Genomic DNA, 21741 nt, shown 5'->3' with positions numbered 1-21741 from the left:
TAGTAGAGGAAACTCTATTACCTTTTTTAACTAAACCGATCACTTAGGTAGATTGGATGTGTATACAGAATGGTTATTAGCATGACAGGCTTTGGAAGAAGTAAAAAGGAATCGGGGTCATTATCGGTAAATGTTGAGGTGAAAACCGTTAACCACCGATTTTGTGAATTTAATATTCGGATGCCAAGGCAGCTATTGAAAATTGAAGATAAGATGAAAAAAAAATTAAATCAGCATATCCGCCGCGGCAGAGTTGAAGTTTATGTAACAATCGAAGGGGAAAGTGCTGTTACCCGCAAAATCCATGTTGACTGGAAGTTAATTGAGGAATATTACCAATTTATCAATCTTGCCCGTGAAAAGTATGAGATTGAAGGAAAGGTAACCCTTCAGGATTTACTAAATAATAGTGAACTTATACATATCGAAGAAAGTGAATCAGGCAATGAAGAGCTTGAAAATTTAGTCCTCACTGCAACAGAGGATGCGGTTATTTTATTAAAACAGATGAGGCTGGCTGAAGGGGAGGAATTAAAAAAGGATTTGCTCTCTGCCTTAACTCAATTAGAGAAAAATATAAGCGAACTACAAGAGTATGCTCCGCTTGTTCTTCAAAGCTATCAAGAACGCTTAATGAAAAGAATGGAAGAACTGGTAAAGGGTCAAATAGACGAAACAAGGATTCTAACAGAAGTTGCTATATTTGCCGATAAAGCGGATATTAATGAAGAAATTACACGTCTAAATAGCCATATCGGTCAATTCATTCAAACATTGAATGAACAGGAACCAATCGGCAGAAAGCTTGACTTTCTTGTGCAGGAAATGAATAGAGAGGCAAATACCATCGGATCCAAAGCCAATGATGCCAATATTGCCAAAAAGGTAGTGGAAATTAAAAGTTTACTTGAAAAACTAAAGGAACAGGTTCAAAATATCGAATAGTACCTGTTTAGAAAAGGTTTTCCACGGTCAAAATATATTATTGATGATTGGATGAGAGACATGTCAATTAAATTGATTAATATTGGATATGGAAATATTGTTTCGGCCAATCGAATTATATCGATCGTTAGCCCGGAATCTGCTCCAATAAAAAGAATTATTCAAGATGCCCGGGATCGGGGTTCCTTGATTGATGCAACATACGGACGACGTACACGTGCTGTGATTGTGATGGATAGCGATCATGTTATTTTATCAGCAGTCCAGCCAGAAACGGTGGCGCATCGATTAGCCGACCGTGATGAAATTATTGATGAAGGGTAGGATGTAAGAAATATGCAGGAAAAAGGATTACTAATCGTACTTTCGGGACCATCAGGGGTAGGAAAAGGTACGGTTCGAAAAGAAATATTTTCACATCCTGATACAGCCTTTGAATACTCCATATCCATGACAACCCGTAAGCCTCGGGAAGGTGAGGTTGATGGGGTCGATTATTTCTTTAAGACAAGGGATGAGTTTGAAAAATTAATCGAACAAGGGAAGCTATTAGAATATGCTGAGTTTGTCGGGAATTATTATGGTACACCTGTGGATTATGTGAGAGAAACCCTTGATTCCGGAAAAGATGTATTTTTGGAAATTGAAGTAAAGGGTGCCCGCCAAGTTCGTGAAAAATTTCCGGAAGGATTATTTATATTCCTGATGCCCCCTAGTCTTTCTGAACTAAAGAATCGGATTGTGACACGCGGAACGGAAACGGAAGATTTAATTCATAATCGCATGCTATCTGCACGGGAAGAAATTGAAATGATGGAATTATACGATTATGTTGTGGAAAATGACCAAGTTGAGCTTGCTTGTGAACGTGTAAAGGCGATTATCACAGCAGAACATTGCCGCAGGGAACGAGTAGAGCATCGCTATAAAAAATTGCTGGAGGTTGAATAGAATGTTATATCCTTCTATTGATTCATTACTTGAAAAGATTGACTCAAAATATTCGCTTGTTTCCGTGGCAGCAAAACGCGCCCGTGTTATGTCGCAAGCAAGAAATGAAAGATTGCCTAAATATGTTTCCTATAAGTTTGTGGGAAAAGCACTTGAGGAAATTTACAGCGGGGAACTTACCTACCGCATTTCCCAAAAAGCTGATACACCAGCGGAATAAGCGAACCTTATTCCTGAAGAAATCATAAAAGAAGGTCTGACGGCGAAGGAATTCCTTATGTGTCAGACTTTTTTATTTTTATTTTTTTATCGTTTTTTGTAGAATTACGGAGGAAAAAGATGAAATCTTGGTTTTTTTCTAGCATAATTAAAGTAATGATTTTTGTGGGAATAGAAGCGGGGGTTCTTTATGTTACAGAATAAAAAAATAGTTTTATGTGTTACTGGAGGAATAGCTGTATATAAAGCGGTGGCCTTAACAAGCAAACTTGTACAGGATGGGGCACAGGTCAAAGTGATTTTGAGTGATTCTGCTGCAAAATTTGTAACCCCATTAACCTTCCAGGCATTATCGCGGAACGAAGTATATATAGATACCTTTGATGAAAAAGATCCAAGTGTCATAGCCCATATCAATCTTGCAGATTGGGCAGATTTGATTCTTGTTGCACCTGCAACCGCCAATACCATCGCAAAGCTTGCAAACGGACTTGCGGACAATATGCTGACAACTACGCTTTTGGCGACGAAAGCACCCGTATGGATTGCACCGGCAATGAATGTACATATGTATGATCATCCTGCTGTGAAAAAGAATCTGGCCATTTTAGCAGAGTATGGGTATCAGTTTATTGAACCAAGTGAAGGCTATCTTGCCTGCGGCTATATTGGAAAAGGTCGTTTAGAAGAGCCTGAAAAAATAGTAGAGTTGGTACGGGGATTTTTTCAAAAAGACACTCTTTTACTTAAGGGGAAGACCGTGGTTATTACCGCAGGACCGACCAGAGAAAAAATTGATCCGGTCCGGTTTATTTCGAATCACTCCACTGGAAAAATGGGGTATGCACTTGCAGAACAGGCCAGAAAAAATGGCGCAGAGGTGGTACTTATTTCCGGTCCCGTTTCCTTGCCCGATCCTGCCGGAATTAAGATAAAAAAGGTTGAAAGTGCTGAGGAAATGTACAATGCCGCGCTCCGGTTTTTTGAAAATGCCGATGTAGTGATTAAAACGGCTGCAGTCGCTGATTACCGCCCCAAAATTATCCATGATCAAAAGGTTAAGAAACAACCTGGGGATACGGTGATTGAGCTTGAAAGGACCAAGGATATTTTAGCAGAGCTCGGGAAAAGGAAAAATAAGCAAGTGCTTATCGGCTTTGCTGCTGAAACCAATAATGTGGATGAATATGCCCGCAAAAAATTACATGATAAAAATGCCGATTTAATTGTTGCTAATAATGTTAAGGCAGAGGGTGCGGGGTTTGGAACGGAAACGAATATTGTCACGCTGTTTAAACGGGATGGAACGGTTAAAGAATTACCGATCATGTCGAAACACGCCGTTGCCGAAAAAATTATTGAAGAAATTTCGTCTCTTCTAAAGGACTTGGCTGAAAATGAAAATTGCTAGCGTCATTGTCGATGTTCCAACAAAGCAAACCGATAAGCCTTTTGATTATTTAATTCCAGACCAATGGGAGGATACAATTCAGCCGGGAATGAGGGTAATCGTTCCTTTTGGTCCAAGAAAAATACAAGGATTTGTAACGGAGCTGAAGAACCAATCAGAATTTAAACAGTTGAGAGAAATATGCGAGCCGATGGACCTTGAACCAGTTTTAAATAAAGAATTATTGGAGCTTGGAAACTGGCTGACGGAAAATACCCTTTGTTTTAAAATTTTCGCTTATCAAGTAATGCTGCCTGCAGCCTTAAAAGCAAAATATCAAAAAAAGGTTAAACTCTCCAGCGGCACCAAGCTTAATGATTTACCGGAGCCGCTTCCTTCATTCTTTCATCAAGACGGAACCATCCATTGGGACGAGGCATTAAAGGCAGGGATTGTTCCGAGGCTGCAGCGGGAAGCGGCTAAAGGTCATCTTGAGGTCATTTATGAAGTAAAAGAAAAACTCAAAAAAAAGCATATTAAAAAGATACGTCCATTGCTTTCTTTTCCGGAATTAACGGCTGAAATGGAGCGAATACCGGCGAGGGCCGCCAAGCAAAAAGAAGTACTCAAGTATTTTATCGAAAACTATCGTGAAGTTGAACTAAAACAATTATTGGAAGACTTACACACGACCAAGAGCACCGTCAATGCTTTACTTGAAAAAAATCTTCTTTTTGAATGGGATGAAGAAGTTTATCGGGACCCATTCGAACATCGAACATTTGAACGGACTTTAAGCTTGCCACTAACCGAACAGCAGCAGACGGCCATTGAACCGATTTTAAAATCTATTGATGAACATCATCATGATGTTTTCTTACTTTATGGGGTTACCGGGAGTGGTAAAACCGAAATTTATTTGCAATCGATTCAGGATTGCCTTGAAAAGGGAAAAGAAGCGATTGTTCTTGTGCCTGAAATCGCACTCACTCCGCAAATGGTGAATCGCTTTAAAGGAAGATTCGGTAATCTTGTTGCGGTTATGCACAGCGGGCTGTCAGCTGGTGAAAAATATGATGAATGGCGGAAAATCCAGCGACGGGAAGTTGGTGTGGTGGTTGGAGCAAGGTCAGCTATCTTTGCTCCTTTTGAAAACCTGGGAATTATCATTATCGATGAAGAACATGAAACAAGTTACAAGCAGGAGGATATGCCGCGTTATCATGCACGTGATGTTGCCATTAAACGAGCGAAAACCTATAACTGCCCGGTTGTTCTCGGTAGTGCTACTCCTTCGCTTGAATCATTTGCCCGGGCACAGAAAAAGGTATACCAGCTCCTGTCTCTTCCAAGCAGGATGAATAATCAAGCACTTCCATCCGTGGAAACCATTGATATGCGTGAGGAATTGCGAGAAGGAAATCGTTCCATGTTTTCAAGAAGCTTATTCGAAAAGTTGAAGGACCGTTTAGAAAAAAAGCAGCAATCTGTTTTATTTTTAAATAAACGCGGTTACTCTTCGTTTGTGATATGCCGGGATTGTGGTTATGTGATCAATTGTCCTAATTGTGATATATCCTTAACCTATCATCGGGCGAATGAACAAATGAAATGCCATTATTGTGGATATGAAAGCTATGTACCGAAACAATGTCCAGAATGCTCAAGTGAGCATATTCGGTATTTTGGAACAGGTACGCAAAAAGTGGAGTCAGAACTAGGGAAAATCTTGCCTGAGGCAAGGATTATCCGTATGGACGTAGATACGACCGGCCGAAAAGGGGCACATGAAAAACTTTTACAGGAGTTTCAGGATGGAAAAGCGGATATTCTTTTAGGCACGCAAATGATTGCTAAGGGGCTTGATTTTCCCAACATCACGCTTGTGGGCGTCCTTTCAGCCGATACGATGCTGCATTTGCCAGATTTCCGCTCATCTGAAAAAACGTTTCAATTATTAACACAGGTAAGTGGGAGAGCTGGAAGGCATCGATTGCCGGGAGAGGTGATTATTCAAACCTATACCCCTGAGCATTATAGTGTGGAACTTGCAGGTACCCAAGATTATGACCTTTTTTACAAAAAGGAAATGATGATCCGAAAAGTCCATCACTACCCGCCATTTTACTATTTAACTCTTATTACGGTCAGCCATGAGCAGTTGATGACAGTCGTTTCGGTAACCGAGAAAATTGCAGGTTATGTCCGCACGCAGGTGTCGAATGAAACGGTTGTATTAGGACCAACCGCCTCGCCTATTCCCCGTATTAATAATAGATATCGCTATCAATGTTTGATAAAATACAAGCGGGAGAAAGACCTTTCCAGAACGCTTAAAACCATTCTTGATCAGTATCAGAAGGATACGGCTAATGGATTACAAGTCTCGATTGATTTAAATCCGTTTATTTTAATGTAATCTGCTTGATTATACGGTCTTTTCGATTACGAAAAGAAACTTTTGGTGAAAATAAGTAGTAATAATATTCTTATTTTTTATACCTACAATTTATTTTGGAGGAAAGAATTTGACTATACGCAAAATTGTAAATTACCCAGCGGAAATTTTAGAGCAGCCGTGCAAACCCGTCACAAAGTTTGACCGGAAGCTTGGAAAATTACTCGATGATATGTATGATACGATGATTCAATATGATGGAGTAGGGCTGGCAGCCCCGCAAATTGGTCTTGGCGAGAGAATTGCCATTGTCGATATTGATGATGAACATGGGACGATTGAATTGATTAATCCAAAGCTCTTAGAATCCTCCGGGGAACAAACAGGGCCTGAAGGCTGTTTAAGCTTTCCTGGTCTTTTTGGAGAAGTCACAAGGGCTAATTATGTAAAAATCGAAGCATTAAACAGAAAAGGGAAAAAGTATACGTTTGAAGCAGAAGGATTCCTTGCCCGAGCGATTCAACACGAAATGGATCACCTCGATGGAGTTTTGTTCACTTCAAAAGTCATCAGATACCTTGAGGAAGAAGAGTTAAAAGGAGTAGAACCGGAATGACCAAAATTGTTTTTATGGGTACGCCTGATTTTTCCGTACCAGTATTGAGACGAATTATCGATGATGGCTACGAGGTTATTGGGGTGGTGACCCAGCCGGACCGTCCGGTAGGGAGAAAAAAAGTATTAACCCCGCCGCCAGTGAAAGTAGAAGCCTTAAAACATGAAATCCCGGTCTATCAGCCTGAAAAAATACGAGAAAGATATGAACTTGAGAAAATTCTTGCATTAGAGCCGGATTTAATCGTTACGGCAGCATTTGGACAGATTTTACCTAAAGAGCTTTTAGATGCTCCACCACTCGGTTGCATAAATGTTCATGCCTCACTGCTTCCAGAACTTCGCGGGGGTGCTCCAATCCACTATGCGATTATTCAGGGGAAAAAGAAAACGGGTATTACGATCATGTATATGGTGGAAAAACTTGATGCCGGGGATATCATAACCCAAGTTGAAGTCCCTATAACGGATGAAGATAATGTAGGAACACTGCATGATAAGTTAAGTAAAGCAGGTGCGGATCTGTTATCAGACACAATTCCAAAATTGGCAGCAGGCAGTCTTACTCCGATTTCGCAGGAGGATGCTGCTGCGAGCTTTGCCTCAAACATAAAACGGGAGCAGGAAAAAATTGATTGGAGTAAAACCGGGGAAGAAATCTATAACCATATCCGCGGGTTAAATCCTTGGCCGGTTGCCTTTACCGTGATGAATGGGCAGGTTCTGAAGATTTGGCAGACTGAAAAGGTACCTGGCTCGAAAAGCGAGATACCCGGTACAATCATCGAAATTGAACAGGATGGTCTAGTGGTTAGCACCGGTAACGAAACTGCGATTAAAATAACGGAGCTTCAGCCATCCGGTAAAACAAAAATGACAAGTAAAGATTTTTTACGAGGAGCAGGCTCAAAAATTTCAGCTGGCGAGAGACTTGGAGAGTAATATGACATCAAAAAGAAAAAATGTGCGCGAAGCCGCAATGGATTTGCTGGCAGCAATTGAAAAAAATCAATCTTACAGCAATTTATTATTAAATAGTACCATCGAGAAAAACCAAATACCTTCAATAGATATAGGATTATTAACGGAATTAACCTATGGTACGCTTCAAAGAAGAATGGCGTTGGATTTCTTTTTAAAGCCCTTCATTAAAAATAGTAAGAAATTGGAAAGCTGGGTGCTGCATCTTTTAAGACTTACGCTTTACCAGATGGTTTACCTTGATAAAATTCCGGACCGAGCAGCGATTCATGAAGCCGTTGAAATTGCTAAAAAGCGCGGTCACAAAGGTATCGCCGGTTTAGTGAATGGTGTCTTGAGGAGTATTCAGCGCGAAGGTCTTCCATCCCTTGACGAGATCAATGATCCAATAGAGCGGCTTTCCATCAAAACAAGTCATCCTGATTGGCTTGTTTCGAGATGGGTGAAGCAATTTGGCTATGAAAAAACAAAAGAAATGTGTGAAATGAACATTCTGGCTCCATTACAAACGGCAAGAATTAATCTAGAGAAAACCACTGTTAGAGAATGTATCGAGGAGCTTGATGAGGAAGGATTCCTAATTGAAAAGAGTCCAGTTATTCCAGAAGCGATTCGATCATTAAAGGGGAATTTGGCATCATCAAAAGCTTTTCAGAAAGGCCTGTTTACCATTCAGGATGAAAGTTCAATGCTGGCTGCTTACGCCTTGGGTGCCAAAGTGAACGAGAAAATTTTAGATGCCTGTGCGGCACCAGGGGGGAAAAGTACACACATCGCAGAAAAAATGCAGAGTACGGGTGTGGTATACTCTATTGATTTGCATGAACATAAGGTGAAATTAATCCAAGACAATGCTAAACGCTTACGCTTGGGAAATATTAAAACAATTGTAATGGATTCCAGACAGGTTGGAGAGGAATATCCCGCAGAATCTTTTGATAGGGTTTTACTTGATGCACCGTGCTCAGGTCTAGGTGTAATCAGAAGAAAACCTGATATGAAATATACGAAAAAGGAAGAGGATATCCTAAAATTAAGTGATATTCAACAAACATTATTAAGAGCTGTTTCTCCTTTAGTGAAAAAAGGTGGAATCCTTGTCTACAGTACTTGTACCGTTGATAAAGAGGAAAATGATAAAACAATAAAAGCATTTTTACAGGATCATCCCGATTTTGAGGGAGATTTGACCTTTAAAGACCGTATGCCCGAATCCATTCAACCATTGATAACTGATTTTGATTTGCAAATTTTCCCTCAGGATTTCGGCTCGGATGGCTTTTATATTGCAGTTTTAAGAAAGAAGGGGTAATAGTTGGAACAATTAAAAACAACGGAGATTCAAACAACATTGGACAATAAAAAACCATCCATTTATTCTTTGCAGCTTCATGAATTAAAGGACTGGCTGTCAGAAAACGGTGAAAAGCCATTTCGAGCTGAGCAAATCTTTGATTGGTTATATAAAAAACGTATTTCTTCTTTCGAAGAGATGAGTAATTTACCAAAAGGGCTGAGGGATAAACTTGACCTGCATTTTGTTGTCACCACATTAAAAACTGTTATTCAACAAACATCATCCGATGGCACGATTAAATTTTTATTTGAACTGCATGATGGCTATTCCATCGAAACAGTGCTCATGCGGCATGATTATGGGAACTCGGTTTGTGTTACGACACAGGTAGGTTGCCGAATCGGCTGTACTTTTTGTGCATCGACTCTTGGCGGATTAAAAAGGCATTTAGAAGCAGGAGAAATCGTTGCGCAGGTTGTCAATGTCCAGCAGGCACTCGATACAACAGATGAAAGAGTAAGTTCAGTCGTCATAATGGGGATTGGGGAACCATTTGATAACTATGACAACATGCTTTCCTTCCTTAAAATCATTAATCATGATAAAGGATTGAATATTGGTGCACGTCACATCACCGTTTCCACAAGCGGAATCATTCCAAAAATTTATCAATTTGCTGATGAAGATATGCAGATTAATTTTGCTATTTCCCTGCATGCTCCCAATACGGAATTAAGGTCAAGATTAATGCCAATCAATAAAGCATATAAACTTGATGACTTAATGAAAGCAGTACGGTATTATATCGATAAGACAGGAAGACGCATCAGCTTTGAATATGGACTTTTTGGCAGCGTGAACGATACTGTAGAACATGCTGAGGAGCTTGCCGCATTGTTAAAGGGGATCAAATGCCATGTGAATCTTATCCCCGTAAACTATGTTCCGGAACGGGATTATGTCCGTACTCCTAAAAATCAAATTTTTGCCTTTGAAAAAACGCTGAAAAAGCGTGGAATAAATGTTACAATTCGCCGAGAGCACGGTCATGATATTGATGCTGCATGTGGACAACTTCGTGCAAAGGAGCGGAAAGAGGAGACGAGGTGACGATAAGTGAAAGCTGTTTTTAAAACGGATCAAGGAAGGGTCCGTCAAAATAACGAAGATAATGGCGGAATTTTTCAAAATAAGGATGGGCACTTTCTTGCGATTGTAGCAGATGGTATGGGCGGTCACTTGGCGGGGGATATTGCCAGTGAAATGACCGTTCAACACTTAAAGGATTTATGGGAGCAAGCAGATGGATTAGTGACAGCCGACCAGGCGGAAGAATGGCTCAAAACCCATATAAATCAAGTGAATATGCTATTGTTTGAGCATTCTAAAAATAATCCAGAGTGTGAAGGAATGGGAACGACCATCGAGGCAATTATTGCAACAAATCGTTTTACAACTGTTGCCCATGTCGGAGACAGCCGGTCGTATATTTTAAATGAGAGCGGATTTCAACAGTTAACGGAAGATCATACACTAGTAAATGAATTGGTCCGCTCTGGCCAAATTTCTAAAGAAGACGCGGAACATCACCCAAGAAAGAATGTAATCCTTAGGGCTTTAGGCACCGAGTTGGAGATTAAAATTGATATCAAAACCATCATGTTTGAGGAAGGAGATTTTCTTCTTTTATGCTCCGATGGTCTGTCGAATAAGGTAAGAGAAGAAGAAATGGTTCAAATTCTCCAAAACCAAGATAACCTTGAGGAGAAAGCGAAAACATTTATAAAAATAGCCAATGAAAATGGTGGCGAAGATAATATCACCCTAATCATATTAGTGTTCGATGATGAAGATGAAAGAGGGTGAAATAAATGATTATTGGGAAAAGAATAAGCGGCCGCTACAAAATCCTTGAAATGATTGGTGGAGGTGGAATGGCAAATGTTTATTTAGCGCATGATATGATTTTAGATCGCGATGTAGCGGTTAAAATCTTGCGCCTCGATTTTGCCAATGATGAGGAATTCATTCACCGCTTTCATCGAGAAGCCCAATCCGCTACTAGTTTAGTTCATCCCAATATCGTTAGTATTTACGATGTAGGTGAAGAAGATTCCATTTATTATATTGTCATGGAATATGTAGATGGCCAAACATTAAAGCAATACATACAGGGACGGTCACCACTTCATGTGGAAGAGTCAATTGATATCTTGAAACAATTGACCTCAGCAATCTCCCACGCCCATCAAAATCATATTATTCATCGGGATATTAAACCACATAATATTCTTATTGATCGAAATGGGAATGTAAAAATTACAGACTTTGGAATTGCAATGGCATTGAGTGCAACAAGTATTACGCAAACAAACTCCGTTTTAGGTTCTGTTCACTATTTATCACCTGAACAGGCAAGAGGCGGAATGGCGAACCGGAAATCAGATATTTATTCTCTAGGCATTGTGATGTTTGAATTACTAACAGGAAGACTGCCATTTTCGGGTGAGTCAGCTGTTTCGATTGCGTTGAAACATCTTCAATCGGAAACACCTTCCGTTCGCAGATGGAATCCAAACATTCCACAAAGCGTTGAAAATATTGTTTTAAAAGCAACAGCAAAGGATCCATTCCACCGCTATAAAAGTGTTGATGAAATGGAGGAGGATTTAAGAACAGCTCTAAACCCTGAGAGAATGCATGAACGAAAGTTTGTTATACCAGTTGATGATGAAGCAACGAAGGCGATACCGGTCATCACAAATGATCGCCCTTACCAAAATCTTGATGAAACATTAGTCCATAATACGGACAAAAATACAGTTAAGCCCCATGAACCTGTAAAAAAAGGAAATGCAAAAAAGAAACGTAAAAAATGGCCGATTATCTTGATTTCCACTTTTATTATCCTTGCACTTCTCGGACTTTTTTCTTTTTTAGTTTTACCAGGTCTATTATCTGCAAAAGATATAAAAATTCCGGATGTTAGTGGGATGAATATAAACGATGCAGTTTCAAAACTTAAATTAGAAGGTCTTCAAGCAGGCGACAAAATCGAAATAACCAATGAAAAAGTTACGGAGGGACATGTCATTAAGACAGACCCAAAGGCAGGAGACACGGTAAAAGAAAATCAAAAGGTTACACTTTATATTAGTTCAGGGAAAGAAAAATTCCAACTGTCAGATTATACGATGCGACAATATAATGATGTCGTTCAATTGTTGGAAAGGAAAAACTTTAAAGATATCATTAAAAATGAAGTATATGATGATAGTGTTCCCGGAACTATTATTAGTCAAAATCCGGTTGGCGGAGAAAATATCGTACCAGAAGATACAGTTCTTAAGTTTGAGGTAAGCAAGGGACCGGAAACCATTACTTTAAAAGACTTGAGACAATATACAAAAAAAGCGGCAGAGGATTATGCGAATGAAACAGGATTTCTCATTGATACATCCAATGAACAATATGATGATAAAATTCCGGAAGGTATGGTTATTTCCCAATCACCTGAACCAGGGGCACAATTAAAAAGCGGTGACCAAATTTCTGTCGTTATTTCTAAAGGAAAAGAGGAAAAACCGCCTAAGAATGTTTCAATCGAATTGGACATCCCGTATCAACCTGCAACGCCGGGAACACCGCAGGAGGTTCGAATCTTTATTGAAGATATGAATCATAGCATGACAGAACCGGCTGATAGTTTTGCGATTACAGAGGACACCAAAAAAATAATTGAATTAAAAATTCCTTATGGAAAAAAAGCGGGTTATAAGGTAATCCGTGATAACGAAGTAATTATTGATGAAAATAGGAAATACTCTGATGAGGAGTAACATTAAGTCGACCGGCATGAATGATACTTGATTGTATTTCAGCATTATGGAAAAAGTAAGGAAGAGGCAGGGAGTGTTGCTATGCCAGAAGGCAAAATTGTCAAAGCATTAAGTGGTTTTTATTATGTTCTTCAAGATGGAGAACTAATACAATGCCGCGGAAGAGGGGTTTTTCGAAAAAATAAGATTACCCCTCTTGTGGGCGATGAAGTCATTTTTCAGGCCGAAAATGATAAAGAAGGATATATCCTAGAAGTAAAGCCAAGAAAAAACGAATTAATTCGCCCGCCAATCGCAAATGTAGACCAGGCCATTCTTGTTTTTTCAGCGGTTGAACCTGACTTTAGTACCGTTTTATTAGACCGTTTTCTTGTCCTGGTTGAATTTAATCATATCGAGCCGCTGATTTGTATTTCCAAGATGGACCTTACGTCAGAGGAAGAATTACAAACCATTTCGGGATATGCGGAACAGTATCGAAAAGCCGGCTATGATGTTATCCTTACTTCTTCGGAAACAGAAACGGGGATTGAACGGCTAAACCCGCATATTGAGAATAAAATATCTGTATTTGCCGGTCAATCCGGTGTAGGAAAATCATCCTTATTAAATGTCCTCCGGCCTGATCTTGATTTGAAAACCAATGATATATCAACACATCTTGGCAGGGGGAAGCATACTACAAGGCATGTTGAGTTGATTAAAATTGGAAATGGTCTGATTGCTGATACACCTGGTTTCAGTTCATTAGAATTCACCAATATAGAGGCTGAGGATTTAACCTTTTGTTTTCCCGAAATTGCAAAGGCAAGTGAAAATTGTAAATTTCGCGGCTGCCTGCATGTAAGTGAACCAAAATGCGGGGTAAAAGCAGGGGTGGATAAAGGAGAAATACCAACCTATCGTTATGAACACTATTTGGATTTTCTAAAGGAAATTAAAGAGAGAAAGCCGAGGTACTAACCATGGTAAAAATTGCGCCTTCAATCCTTTCAGCGGATTTTTCTAAATTGGGAGAAGAAATTTTGGCGGTAGAAAAAGCGGGAGCGGATTATATTCATGTTGATGTCATGGACGGACATTTCGTGCCGAATATCACGATTGGTCCTTTAATTGTGGAGGCGATTCGTCCTGTCACAAGGCTGCCGCTTGATGTCCATTTGATGATTGAAAACCCCGACCAATATATCGAAACATTTGTAAAGGCGGGAGCAGATATAATCACTGTGCATGTGGAGGCATGCCGTCATCTCCATCGGACTATCCACCATATCCAATCTTTAGGAGTTAAAGCTGGGGTGGTTTTAAACCCAGCAACCCCAGTAGAGACCATACAGCATATTATTGCAGATGTTGATATGGTGTTATTAATGTCCGTTAACCCTGGTTTTGGAGGGCAAAAATTTATTCCGGAAGTTCTGCCTAAAATTAAAAAGGTGAAAGAACTGGCGGAACAAAAGGGACTGGAGCTTGAAATTGAAATTGATGGCGGAGTAAATCCTGAAACCGCCAAACTTTGCATTGAAGCGGGAGCAAATGTCCTTGTTGCAGGGTCAGCAGTCTATAATGAAAATGACTATGCGAGGGCAATATCCAGAATAAGAGATTAGTGAGAGGAAAAGCCAGCGCAAGCTGGCTTTTTGCCTCTGGAAAGAGGGTTGTTTGCATGATTATCAATATCCTGGCTGGAGGTCCTGAAAAGGACCTTCCTGAATTAGACCTTTATTCAGATACAGATGCAGTATGGGTAGGGGTGGATCGAGGTGTTTATCAACTTTTAAAACGAAACATCACACCCGAAATTGCTTTTGGGGACTTTGATTCGGTTACACCTGAAGAACTGGTTTTTATTGAAAGCGAAGTAAACCATCTAAACCGGTACCAACCTGAAAAAAATGAAACGGATATGGAGTTGGCGTTGGACTGGGCTTTAAAACAAAACCCGGTTAAAATCCGACTATTTGGGGCAACCGGTGGCAGACTCGATCATTTATTTGCCAACGTCCAATTATTAATACATTCATTATTACAGCAAAATCAGTCTCCCATATACATTATAGACCGATTCAATGAGGTTTGTGTGAAGGGGCCGGGAAGCTTTCAAATAGCCAAAAGATCCGATAAAAAATACATTTCATTTATTCCCGTTACACAGGGCGTCGAAAACCTTACACTTGAAGGCTTTAAATACCCCTTAAAAAATCGTCATATTTCCCTCGGTTCCACACTATGTATTAGTAATGAACTTATTAGTGAACATGGTACTTTTTCATTTACAGAAGGCATATTAATAGTCATAAGAAGTCATGATTAATATGGTACTGATTTCATTCGATTGAATAAAATGGTAAGGGCTTTGAAGAAAGAGATGTGGATGACGTTGAGGAGGGACAATATGAAATTCTATACCATTAAACTGCCGAAATTTTTAGGCGGACTTGTCCGAGCGATGATAGGGGCCTTTAAGAAAAACGAATAAATGTGTTAAGTTTAAGCACCCGCCTCCGGGTGCTTTTTGTTTAACGGAAGAATTTTTAAAAAAGAAAGGGCATCCTAAATGGATGCCCAATCAATACATTTTGTTTAGCTTCAGCGCCTAGGGGCTGAAGCTTTTCTTTATTAAACGCGTTCTACTTTACCAGATCTTAACGCTCTTGCAGAAACCCAAACACGCTTAGGCTTTCCGTCAACAAGAATACGAACTTTTTGTAGGTTAGCACCCCATGTACGCTTGTTTGCGTTCATAGCGTGAGAACGTGCGTTACCAGTTGTGGTTTTCTTTCCAGTTACAACACATTTACGTGGCATAATGATTTCCCTCCTTAACACCAAAAGCTTTATACAGCAATTACATTTTCAGATGCTTCCATCTGGATATAGAAAAATGGCCGCGCCATATTTTCTCTAAAGATACCTTAATAATTTATCATACAACCTGTATGAATGCAATACTTGTTAAGAAAGGTTTCAAGAAAAATTCCTTGACATTAGTTGCCGTAAAGGGCTCATAATAGGAAGAATGGCTTTTATTATTCTAATGTCTATAGTAAAATGACTGTAAGTCAAGGAGCATTTTCCAAAAGGGGGAACGATTCATGTCCATTGAATTAAAAACAAAGTTCGGACAAATTGATATTTCAAATGAAGTAATCGCTACCATCGCTGGAGGAGCAGCAATCGATTGTTATGGAATCGTCGGTATGGCTTCAAAAAATCAAATTAAAGACGGTCTTACAGAAATATTAAGAAAAGAGAATTTTACACGTGGAGTTATTGTTCGCCAAGATAATGAGGAAGTACATATTGATATGTATATAATTGTCAGCTATGGAACGAAAATTTCTGAGGTTGCCCACAACGTGCAATCAAAGGTTAAATACACCCTCGATAAAACTGTTGGACTTGCCGTTGACTCGGTAAATATTTACGTTCAGGGAGTTCGAGTGACGAACCCATAAGTTCGTATTACGAACCTCAGTAAGGAGGAAGGTTTGTGTCAATTACAGCTTTGGATGGAAAACGTTTTGCAGAGATGGTGATTCAAGGTGCAAATCATCTGGCTGCAAATGCAAAAATGGTTGATGCGTTAAACGTTTTTCCCGTGCCCGATGGCGATACCGGTACAAATATGAATTTATCCATGACCTCAGGAGCGAAGGAAGTTAGAAATAACGTTCAGGAACATATTGGGAAAGTAGGGGTGGCCCTCTCAAAGGGACTACTAATGGGTGCCCGTGGGAACTCAGGAGTGATTCTTTCTCAATTATTCCGCGGCTTTGCCAAGGCGGTTGAAAATAAATCTTTCATTTCGGGCAAGGATTTTGCACAAGCATTGGATTCCGGAGTGGAAACTGCTTATAAAGCAGTAATGAAGCCTGTTGAAGGGACGATACTTACGGTTGCAAAGGATTCCGCAAAGAAGGGAGTTCAGGCTGCAACAAAAACCGATGATGTGATCACGATTATGGAGGAGGTTTTAAAGGAGGCGAAAGCTTCTTTAAAACGGACGCCTGATTTACTGCCTGTTTTGAAGGAAGTCGGGGTAGTTGATAGCGGCGGTCAAGGTCTTGTATTCGTTTATGAAGGCTTCTTAGCGGAATTAAAAGGTGAGAAGCTTCCAGATTCACCTGCGGCTCTTCCTTCTATGGATGAAATGGTGAGTGCCGAACACCATAAGACTATACAAGGTCATATCAATACGGAAGATATTGTATTTGGTTACTGTACCGAATTCATGGTGAAATTTGAAAGTGACAAGATAGCGAAACACTCTTTTAAAGAAGAAGTGTTTCGTAATGATCTTAGCAAATTAGGAGACTCTTTACTTGTTATTGCGGATGAAGAACTGGTTAAAGTGCATATCCACTCAGAGCAGCCGGGAGAAGTTCTAACTTATGGGCAGCGTTATGGAAGCCTTATCAATATGAAAATTGAAAATATGCGCCAGCAGCATTCCAATATTGTTGGTGAAACCCATACACCGCTTGTTTGGGATAAACAAACCACTCAAAAAGAAAAAGCGGAATATGGAATTGTTACCGTTTCAATGGGTTCCGGTATTGCAGAATTATTCAAAAGTATCGGGGCAAATGCGGTGATTGAGGGCGGCCAGACGATGAACCCAAGTACTGAGGATATTATTAGAGCTGTTAAGGAAGTAAATGCTAAAAAGGTCTTTATTTTACCAAACAATAAAAATATTATTATGGCTGCCAGGCAGGCTGCAGATGTTACGGATGAAGATATTTATGTAATTCCTTCCAAAACGGTTCCGCAAGGTCTATCGGCATTATTAGCTTTTAATCCTTCAGCAGATGCAAATGCAAATGATGCAGCAATGAAGGAAGCCATGCAGCATGTTAAATCAGGACAAATTACCTTTGCCGTTCGTGATACTCAGATTGATGGGTTAGAAATTGAAAAAGATGATTTCATGGGAATCGCAGAGGGGAAAATTATTGTAAAAAACAAGGGAAAAGTTAAAGCGGCGGAAGAACTCCTTGTAAAAATGCTGGATGACGAATCTGAAATCCTTACGATTCTTTACGGTGAAGATGTAGCCGAAGAGGAAATTAAAATGCTTGTAGAATATATGGGAGAGCAGTATCCAGACGTTGAAATTGAGGTTCACAATGGTGCTCAGCCATTATATTCTTTTATCTTTTCAATTGAATAAGGAACAGATACAATAGAAGGGGGGAACCCCTTCTTTTTATATTAAAAGAAGGGGCAGTCACTCCTAAAAGTTTTCTTGGAATAATTATAAGTGATTAGATAGATTAAATATAAGGGAGAGAACTCATTTGAAATATAGAAGTGTGTTTGACATCATTGGGCCTGTTATGATAGGACCATCAAGTTCACATACTGCAGGAGCGGCACGAATTGGCAGGGTAGCAAGAAGCTTGTTCGGCAGGGAACCGAAATGGGCGAATATTTCATTATATGGCTCTTTTGCGAAAACCTATAAGGGTCATGGGACAGATGTTGCCATTGTCGGCGGATTATTGGATTTTGATACGGATGATGTCCGGATTATTAATGCACTCGATATTGCGAAGGAAAAAGGAATTAAACTTCGCTTTATTGAGGAAGACGCGGTAACCGATCATCCCAACACTGCCCGAATCATTTTGGGTGACCATAATGGAGAGCTTGAACTTGTCGGGATTTCTATTGGCGGAGGAAAAATTGAAATAACCGAGTTAAATGGGTTTGAACTAAAACTATCGGGCAATCATCCTGCCATTTTAGTTGTTCATAATGATAAATTTGGGACTATTGCAAGCGTTGCCAATACACTTGCCAAATATCAAATTAATGTTGGTCATATGGAGGTTGCCCGAAAAGAGGTTGGGAAATTGGCCCTTATGACGATTGAAGTAGACCAAAATATTGATGATAACCTGATTAACGAATTAGAACAGCTTCCGAATATATTGAAAGCAACAAAAATCGTTGATTAAACGAAAAGTGAAAGCGCCTTGGTCAGGGGCTTAAGATCTCGAGCCCCTATGCGCTGGAGCTGGACAATAGAAGCATCCAAGAGGAGGAAGACTTATGTTTCGAAATGTAGCTGAGCTAGTGGAGCTAGCAAATAGCCAAAATAAAAAAATCTCTGAAATTATGATTGAACAGGAGGCGACTGTTACTGGCCGGACTAGAGAAGAAGTAATTGCTTTTATGGACCGTAATTTGCGGGTCATGGAAGAAGCGGTAGAACGTGGAATCAATGGAGTAAAATCTCACTCAGGTTTAACCGGCGGGGATGCCGTGCTTCTTCAAGAGTATATAAAAAAAGGAAATTTCTTAACAGGAGAAACCGTACTTGATGCCGTAAGTAAAGCGGTTGCCACAAATGAAGTAAACGCTGCGATGGGGACTATTTGTGCGACGCCAACTGCTGGGTCAGCAGGTGTTGTTCCTGGGACACTATTTGCTTTAAAAAGTAAATTGAATCCAACACGTGAACAAATGGTATCGTTTCTATTTACAGCAGGTGCGTTTGGTTTTGTTGTGGCAAATAACGCTTCGATTTCCGGTGCTGCGGGCGGCTGTCAGGCAGAGGTAGGTTCTGCAGCAGGGATGGCTGCAGCTGCCATTGTAGAATTGGCCGGAGGAACACCAGATCAATGTGCCCAGGCAATGGCGATTACCTTGAAAAATATGCTTGGTCTTGTCTGCGACCCTGTTGCCGGATTAGTGGAGGTACCATGTGTAAAAAGAAATGCAATGGGTGCTGCGAATGCCATGGTTGCGGCTGATATGGCTTTAGCAGGGGTTACCAGCCGGATCCCTTGTGATGAAGTCATCGATGCGATGTATAAAATCGGTCAGAATATGCCGACAGCATTAAAAGAAACTGCACAGGGAGGTTTGGCGGCAACACCGACAGGTCGTAAACTCGAAGCAAAGATCTTCGGTATTCCGCTGGAAGAAAAGTGAATCCGGAACTAATCCAATCTGTAACCGTTTTAAAGGGTATTGGTGGAGAAACGGCTGAAACCTTGGCAGAAATGAAAATCTACACCATTTGCGATTTATTGGAGTATTTTCCTTATCGTTATCAAGACTACCGCCTCCGCGACTTAACGGAAGTTAAGCATGACGAAAAAATAACGGTTGAAGGGAAGGTTCATAGTGAGCCTTCTCTTGTCTATTATGGGCGGAAGAAATCGAAAATCACCATTCGGCTTTATGTGGATCGTTATCTGATTAAGGTAGTTTTTTTTAACCAGCCCTATTTAAAAAATAAATTAATCCCGAATGAAACCATTACTGTCACAGGAAAATGGGATGCGCACCGGCAAACGATTTCGGCCAATGAAATGCAGGCTGGTCCAAATGCGAAGGGGCATGATTTTGAACCTGTATATGCCTTAAGAGGAAAAATGACGACGAAAGGAATGCGGAAATTTATTAGCCTAGCGTATCAGCAATACGGAAATTGGATTGAAGAAAACCTCCCTCTGTCACTTTTGAAAAAATATCGTTTGCTCAGCCGCCGTGACGCACTCCGGACCATGCATTTTCCCAATACCTCGGATGATGTTAAGCAGGCAAGACGGCGGTTTGTCTATGAAGAATTTCTTTTATTTCAACTTAAAATGCAGGCATTAAGAAAATTTGAAAGAGAACAATCACCGGGATTAACCCAAAACTATTCGCAGCCAAAATTAACAACTTTTATTGATGCTCTGCCTTTTCCTTTAACAAATGCCCAAAAACGAGTCGTGAATGAAATTTTAGCCGACTTGAAGTCCGGCTTTCGCATGAATCGCCTGTTACAAGGGGATGTCGGTTCAGGAAAAACAGTCGTTGCTGCCATTTGTTTATATGCAAGTGTGACGGCAGGCTATCAAGGCGCGTTAATGGTCCCAACTGAAATATTAGCAGAACAGCATGCCGAATCGCTTAATGGTTTATTAGACCCTTTTGCAGTTCGCTGCGAGCTATTAACCAGTTCCGTGAAAGGGAAACGAAGACGTGAAATTCTCCAAGACTTGGCTGAAGGAAAGGTGGATATTCTTATTGGGACCCATGCCCTCATCCAGGAGGAGGTAACATTTAAAAATCTTGGTTTTGTGATTACGGATGAGCAGCATCGCTTTGGGGTCGAACAGCGAAGAGTGTTAAGGGAAAAAGGCGAAAACCCTGATGTTCTGTTTATGACCGCAACACCAATCCCCCGTACTTTGGCGATTACGGTTTTTGGCGAAATGGATGTATCTATTATTGATGAAATGCCAGCAGGCAGAAAAAGGATTGAAACCTATTGGGCAAAACCTGAAATGCTTGATCGGGTCTTGGGTTTTGTTGAGAAAGAATTGGCTAAAGGTCATCAAGCCTATGTTATTTGTCCGTTAATCGAAGAATCGGAAAAGCTGGATGTTCAAAATGCCATTGATGTTCATACAACCCTTTCGCATTATTTTCAAAATCGTTATCGGGTAGGACTTATGCATGGCCGCTTAAGCTCTGATGAAAAAGATACAGTCATGAAGGCTTTCAGCACAAACGAAGTTCAAATCCTTGTTTCAACTACTGTTGTGGAAGTGGGCGTAAATGTTCCAAATGCGACGATGATGGTGATTTACGATGCTGAAAGGTTCGGTCTGTCACAACTCCATCAGCTCAGAGGACGGGTTGGAAGAGGCAGTGACCAATCCTATTGTATTTTGCTGGCGGCGCCTAAATCCGAAGTTGGCCAGGAAAGAATGAAAATCATGACCGAAACAAATGATGGTTTTGTTCTTAGTGAAAAAGATTTAGAGCTGCGTGGACCAGGGGATTTCTTTGGGAAAAAACAAAGCGGGATTCCAGAATTTAAAGTGGCGGATATGGTCCATGACTATCGAGCTTTGGAAACGGCTAGAAATGATGCAGCAGTGATGATTCAGTCAAAGGCGTTTTGGTCTTCTCCTGAATATGAATATTTACGGAAACAGCTTGAGTGGTCAGGTGCACTAGAAGGAGAAAAACTAGACTAAATCTAACTAATTTAATGAACAAAAATAGGAAAAGCAGATAGCAAGTTTGAAAGTATTACTTGCAATCTGCTTTTTCTACTTTTATACTACTGTTAGTACCTAGTCATAAGAGCTCG

The 21741-nt window shown here is 40.3% G+C and carries 22 protein-coding genes; 21 read left to right on the top strand and 1 reads right to left on the bottom strand.

Annotated features, from left to right (window positions below; genetic code table 11):
* Positions 1-69 precede the first annotated feature (69 nt).
* The 16 genes from J2Y67_RS01885 to spoVM all read left to right on the top strand — a co-directional run bounded on the left by J2Y67_RS01885 (position 70) and on the right by spoVM (position 15114).
* Positions 70-945, top strand: a complete 876-nt coding sequence (locus J2Y67_RS01885) for a YicC/YloC family endoribonuclease (protein ID WP_310169919.1) — start codon at positions 70-72, stop codon at positions 943-945.
* 60 nt (positions 946-1005) lie between these two features.
* Entirely contained in the window at positions 1006-1269 is a 264-nt protein-coding gene (remA, locus tag J2Y67_RS01880) for an extracellular matrix/biofilm regulator RemA (RefSeq protein WP_026574829.1), read from the top strand.
* A gap of 12 nt (positions 1270-1281) precedes the next feature.
* Positions 1282-1896 carry a guanylate kinase gene (gmk, locus tag J2Y67_RS01875; RefSeq protein WP_310169917.1) on the top strand — a complete coding sequence of 205 codons (615 nt, stop codon included), beginning with the start codon at positions 1282-1284 and terminating at the stop codon, positions 1894-1896.
* 1 nt (position 1897) lies between these two features.
* Complete coding sequence (gene rpoZ, locus J2Y67_RS01870) at positions 1898-2116, top strand: DNA-directed RNA polymerase subunit omega (RefSeq protein ID WP_310169915.1); 219 nt, start codon at positions 1898-1900, stop codon at positions 2114-2116.
* Positions 2117-2305: 189 nt separating this feature from the next.
* Entirely contained in the window at positions 2306-3526 is a 1221-nt protein-coding gene (coaBC, locus tag J2Y67_RS01865) for a bifunctional phosphopantothenoylcysteine decarboxylase/phosphopantothenate--cysteine ligase CoaBC (RefSeq protein WP_310169914.1), read from the top strand.
* A complete protein-coding gene (priA, locus tag J2Y67_RS01860) occupies positions 3513-5924 on the top strand; it encodes a primosomal protein N' (RefSeq protein ID WP_310169912.1) in 2412 nt (803 codons plus the stop codon). Before coaBC ends, priA begins: the two co-directional genes overlap by 14 nt.
* Positions 5925-6033: 109 nt before the next feature.
* The gene (def, locus tag J2Y67_RS01855; protein WP_310169910.1) at positions 6034-6519 is read left to right on the top strand and encodes a peptide deformylase; all 486 of its coding nucleotides are present in this window, start codon (positions 6034-6036) and stop codon (positions 6517-6519) included.
* Positions 6516-7460: a methionyl-tRNA formyltransferase gene (gene fmt / locus J2Y67_RS01850; RefSeq protein ID WP_310169908.1), complete on the top strand. Its 945-nt coding sequence runs from the start codon at positions 6516-6518 to the stop codon at positions 7458-7460. Before def ends, fmt begins: the two co-directional genes overlap by 4 nt.
* Position 7461: 1 nt before the next feature.
* Positions 7462-8811, top strand: a complete 1350-nt coding sequence (rsmB, locus tag J2Y67_RS01845) for a 16S rRNA (cytosine(967)-C(5))-methyltransferase RsmB (RefSeq protein ID WP_310169906.1) — start codon at positions 7462-7464, stop codon at positions 8809-8811.
* 3 nt (positions 8812-8814) lie between these two features.
* Positions 8815-9906 (top strand): dual-specificity RNA methyltransferase RlmN, encoded by a 1092-nt coding sequence (gene rlmN, locus J2Y67_RS01840; protein WP_310169904.1) that lies wholly within the window; start codon positions 8815-8817, stop codon positions 9904-9906.
* 6 nt (positions 9907-9912) lie between these two features.
* On the top strand, positions 9913-10662 hold the full coding sequence (locus J2Y67_RS01835; RefSeq protein WP_310169901.1) for a Stp1/IreP family PP2C-type Ser/Thr phosphatase: 750 nt from the start codon (positions 9913-9915) through the stop codon (positions 10660-10662).
* A 5-nt stretch (positions 10663-10667) separates the two neighbouring features.
* Positions 10668-12635, top strand: a complete 1968-nt coding sequence (pknB, locus tag J2Y67_RS01830) for a Stk1 family PASTA domain-containing Ser/Thr kinase (protein WP_310169898.1) — start codon at positions 10668-10670, stop codon at positions 12633-12635.
* An 81-nt stretch (positions 12636-12716) separates the two neighbouring features.
* Positions 12717-13598, top strand: coding sequence for a ribosome small subunit-dependent GTPase A (rsgA, locus tag J2Y67_RS01825; RefSeq protein ID WP_310169896.1), 882 nt, complete (start codon positions 12717-12719; stop codon positions 13596-13598).
* Positions 13599-13600: 2 nt separating this feature from the next.
* A complete protein-coding gene (gene rpe, locus J2Y67_RS01820) occupies positions 13601-14245 on the top strand; it encodes a ribulose-phosphate 3-epimerase (RefSeq protein WP_310169894.1) in 645 nt (214 codons plus the stop codon).
* 56 nt (positions 14246-14301) lie between these two features.
* Complete coding sequence (locus J2Y67_RS01815) at positions 14302-14949, top strand: thiamine diphosphokinase (protein ID WP_310169892.1); 648 nt, start codon at positions 14302-14304, stop codon at positions 14947-14949.
* 81 nt (positions 14950-15030) lie between these two features.
* Complete coding sequence (spoVM, locus tag J2Y67_RS01810; RefSeq protein WP_035445740.1) at positions 15031-15114, top strand: stage V sporulation protein SpoVM; 84 nt, start codon at positions 15031-15033, stop codon at positions 15112-15114.
* 140 nt (positions 15115-15254) lie between these two features.
* On the opposite strand, the gene rpmB is transcribed toward spoVM, so the two are convergent.
* Positions 15255-15443: a 50S ribosomal protein L28 gene (rpmB, locus tag J2Y67_RS01805; RefSeq protein ID WP_007087786.1), complete on the bottom strand. Its 189-nt coding sequence runs from the start codon at positions 15441-15443 to the stop codon at positions 15255-15257.
* A gap of 287 nt (positions 15444-15730) precedes the next feature.
* On the opposite strand from rpmB, the gene J2Y67_RS01800 reads away from it, so the two are divergent.
* The 5 genes from J2Y67_RS01800 to recG all read left to right on the top strand — a co-directional run bounded on the left by J2Y67_RS01800 (position 15731) and on the right by recG (position 21625).
* On the top strand, positions 15731-16093 hold the full coding sequence (locus J2Y67_RS01800) for an Asp23/Gls24 family envelope stress response protein (protein WP_026574843.1): 363 nt from the start codon (positions 15731-15733) through the stop codon (positions 16091-16093).
* 35 nt (positions 16094-16128) lie between these two features.
* Positions 16129-17811: a DAK2 domain-containing protein gene (locus J2Y67_RS01795; protein WP_310169889.1), complete on the top strand. Its 1683-nt coding sequence runs from the start codon at positions 16129-16131 to the stop codon at positions 17809-17811.
* Positions 17812-17938: 127 nt separating this feature from the next.
* On the top strand, positions 17939-18601 hold the full coding sequence (sdaAB, locus tag J2Y67_RS01790) for an L-serine ammonia-lyase, iron-sulfur-dependent subunit beta (RefSeq protein ID WP_310169887.1): 663 nt from the start codon (positions 17939-17941) through the stop codon (positions 18599-18601).
* Between the two features lie 94 nt (positions 18602-18695).
* Positions 18696-19580, top strand: a complete 885-nt coding sequence (gene sdaAA / locus J2Y67_RS01785) for an L-serine ammonia-lyase, iron-sulfur-dependent, subunit alpha (RefSeq protein WP_310169885.1) — start codon at positions 18696-18698, stop codon at positions 19578-19580.
* Complete coding sequence (gene recG, locus J2Y67_RS01780; protein ID WP_310169883.1) at positions 19577-21625, top strand: ATP-dependent DNA helicase RecG; 2049 nt, start codon at positions 19577-19579, stop codon at positions 21623-21625. Before sdaAA ends, recG begins: the two co-directional genes overlap by 4 nt.
* The last annotated feature ends 116 nt before the right edge of the window (positions 21626-21741 follow it).

Source organism: Neobacillus niacini (assembly GCF_031456445.1).
GTDB classification, from domain to species: Bacteria; Bacillota; Bacilli; order Bacillales; family Cytobacillaceae; genus Neobacillus; species Neobacillus niacini_I.
Note: the sequence above shows the minus strand (reverse complement) of the source record. Positions and strands in the feature narration are given on the sequence as shown.

Bases quoted from the DNA above. Each gene is read 5' to 3' on its own strand.
- rsmB (WP_310169906.1), top strand. From the start codon at position 7,462: ATGACATCAAAAAGAAAAAATGTGCGCGAAGCCGCAATGGATTTGCTG.
- priA (WP_310169912.1), top strand. From the start codon at position 3,513: ATGAAAATTGCTAGCGTCATTGTCGATGTTCCAACAAAGCAAACCGAT.
- gmk (WP_310169917.1), top strand. From the start codon at position 1,282: ATGCAGGAAAAAGGATTACTAATCGTACTTTCGGGACCATCAGGGGTA.
- rpmB (WP_007087786.1), bottom strand. From the start codon at position 15,443: ATGCCACGTAAATGTGTTGTAACTGGAAAGAAAACCACAACTGGTAAC.
- coaBC (WP_310169914.1), top strand. From the start codon at position 2,306: ATGTTACAGAATAAAAAAATAGTTTTATGTGTTACTGGAGGAATAGCT.
- J2Y67_RS01815 (WP_310169892.1), top strand. From the start codon at position 14,302: ATGATTATCAATATCCTGGCTGGAGGTCCTGAAAAGGACCTTCCTGAA.
- sdaAA (WP_310169885.1), top strand. From the start codon at position 18,696: ATGTTTCGAAATGTAGCTGAGCTAGTGGAGCTAGCAAATAGCCAAAAT.
- J2Y67_RS01800 (WP_026574843.1), top strand. From the start codon at position 15,731: ATGTCCATTGAATTAAAAACAAAGTTCGGACAAATTGATATTTCAAAT.
- fmt (WP_310169908.1), top strand. From the start codon at position 6,516: ATGACCAAAATTGTTTTTATGGGTACGCCTGATTTTTCCGTACCAGTA.
- remA (WP_026574829.1), top strand. From the start codon at position 1,006: ATGTCAATTAAATTGATTAATATTGGATATGGAAATATTGTTTCGGCC.
- rpe (WP_310169894.1), top strand. From the start codon at position 13,601: ATGGTAAAAATTGCGCCTTCAATCCTTTCAGCGGATTTTTCTAAATTG.
- rsgA (WP_310169896.1), top strand. From the start codon at position 12,717: ATGCCAGAAGGCAAAATTGTCAAAGCATTAAGTGGTTTTTATTATGTT.
- pknB (WP_310169898.1), top strand. From the start codon at position 10,668: ATGATTATTGGGAAAAGAATAAGCGGCCGCTACAAAATCCTTGAAATG.
- rpoZ (WP_310169915.1), top strand. From the start codon at position 1,898: ATGTTATATCCTTCTATTGATTCATTACTTGAAAAGATTGACTCAAAA.
- J2Y67_RS01885 (WP_310169919.1), top strand. From the start codon at position 70: ATGGTTATTAGCATGACAGGCTTTGGAAGAAGTAAAAAGGAATCGGGG.
- spoVM (WP_035445740.1), top strand. From the start codon at position 15,031: ATGAAATTCTATACCATTAAACTGCCGAAATTTTTAGGCGGACTTGTC.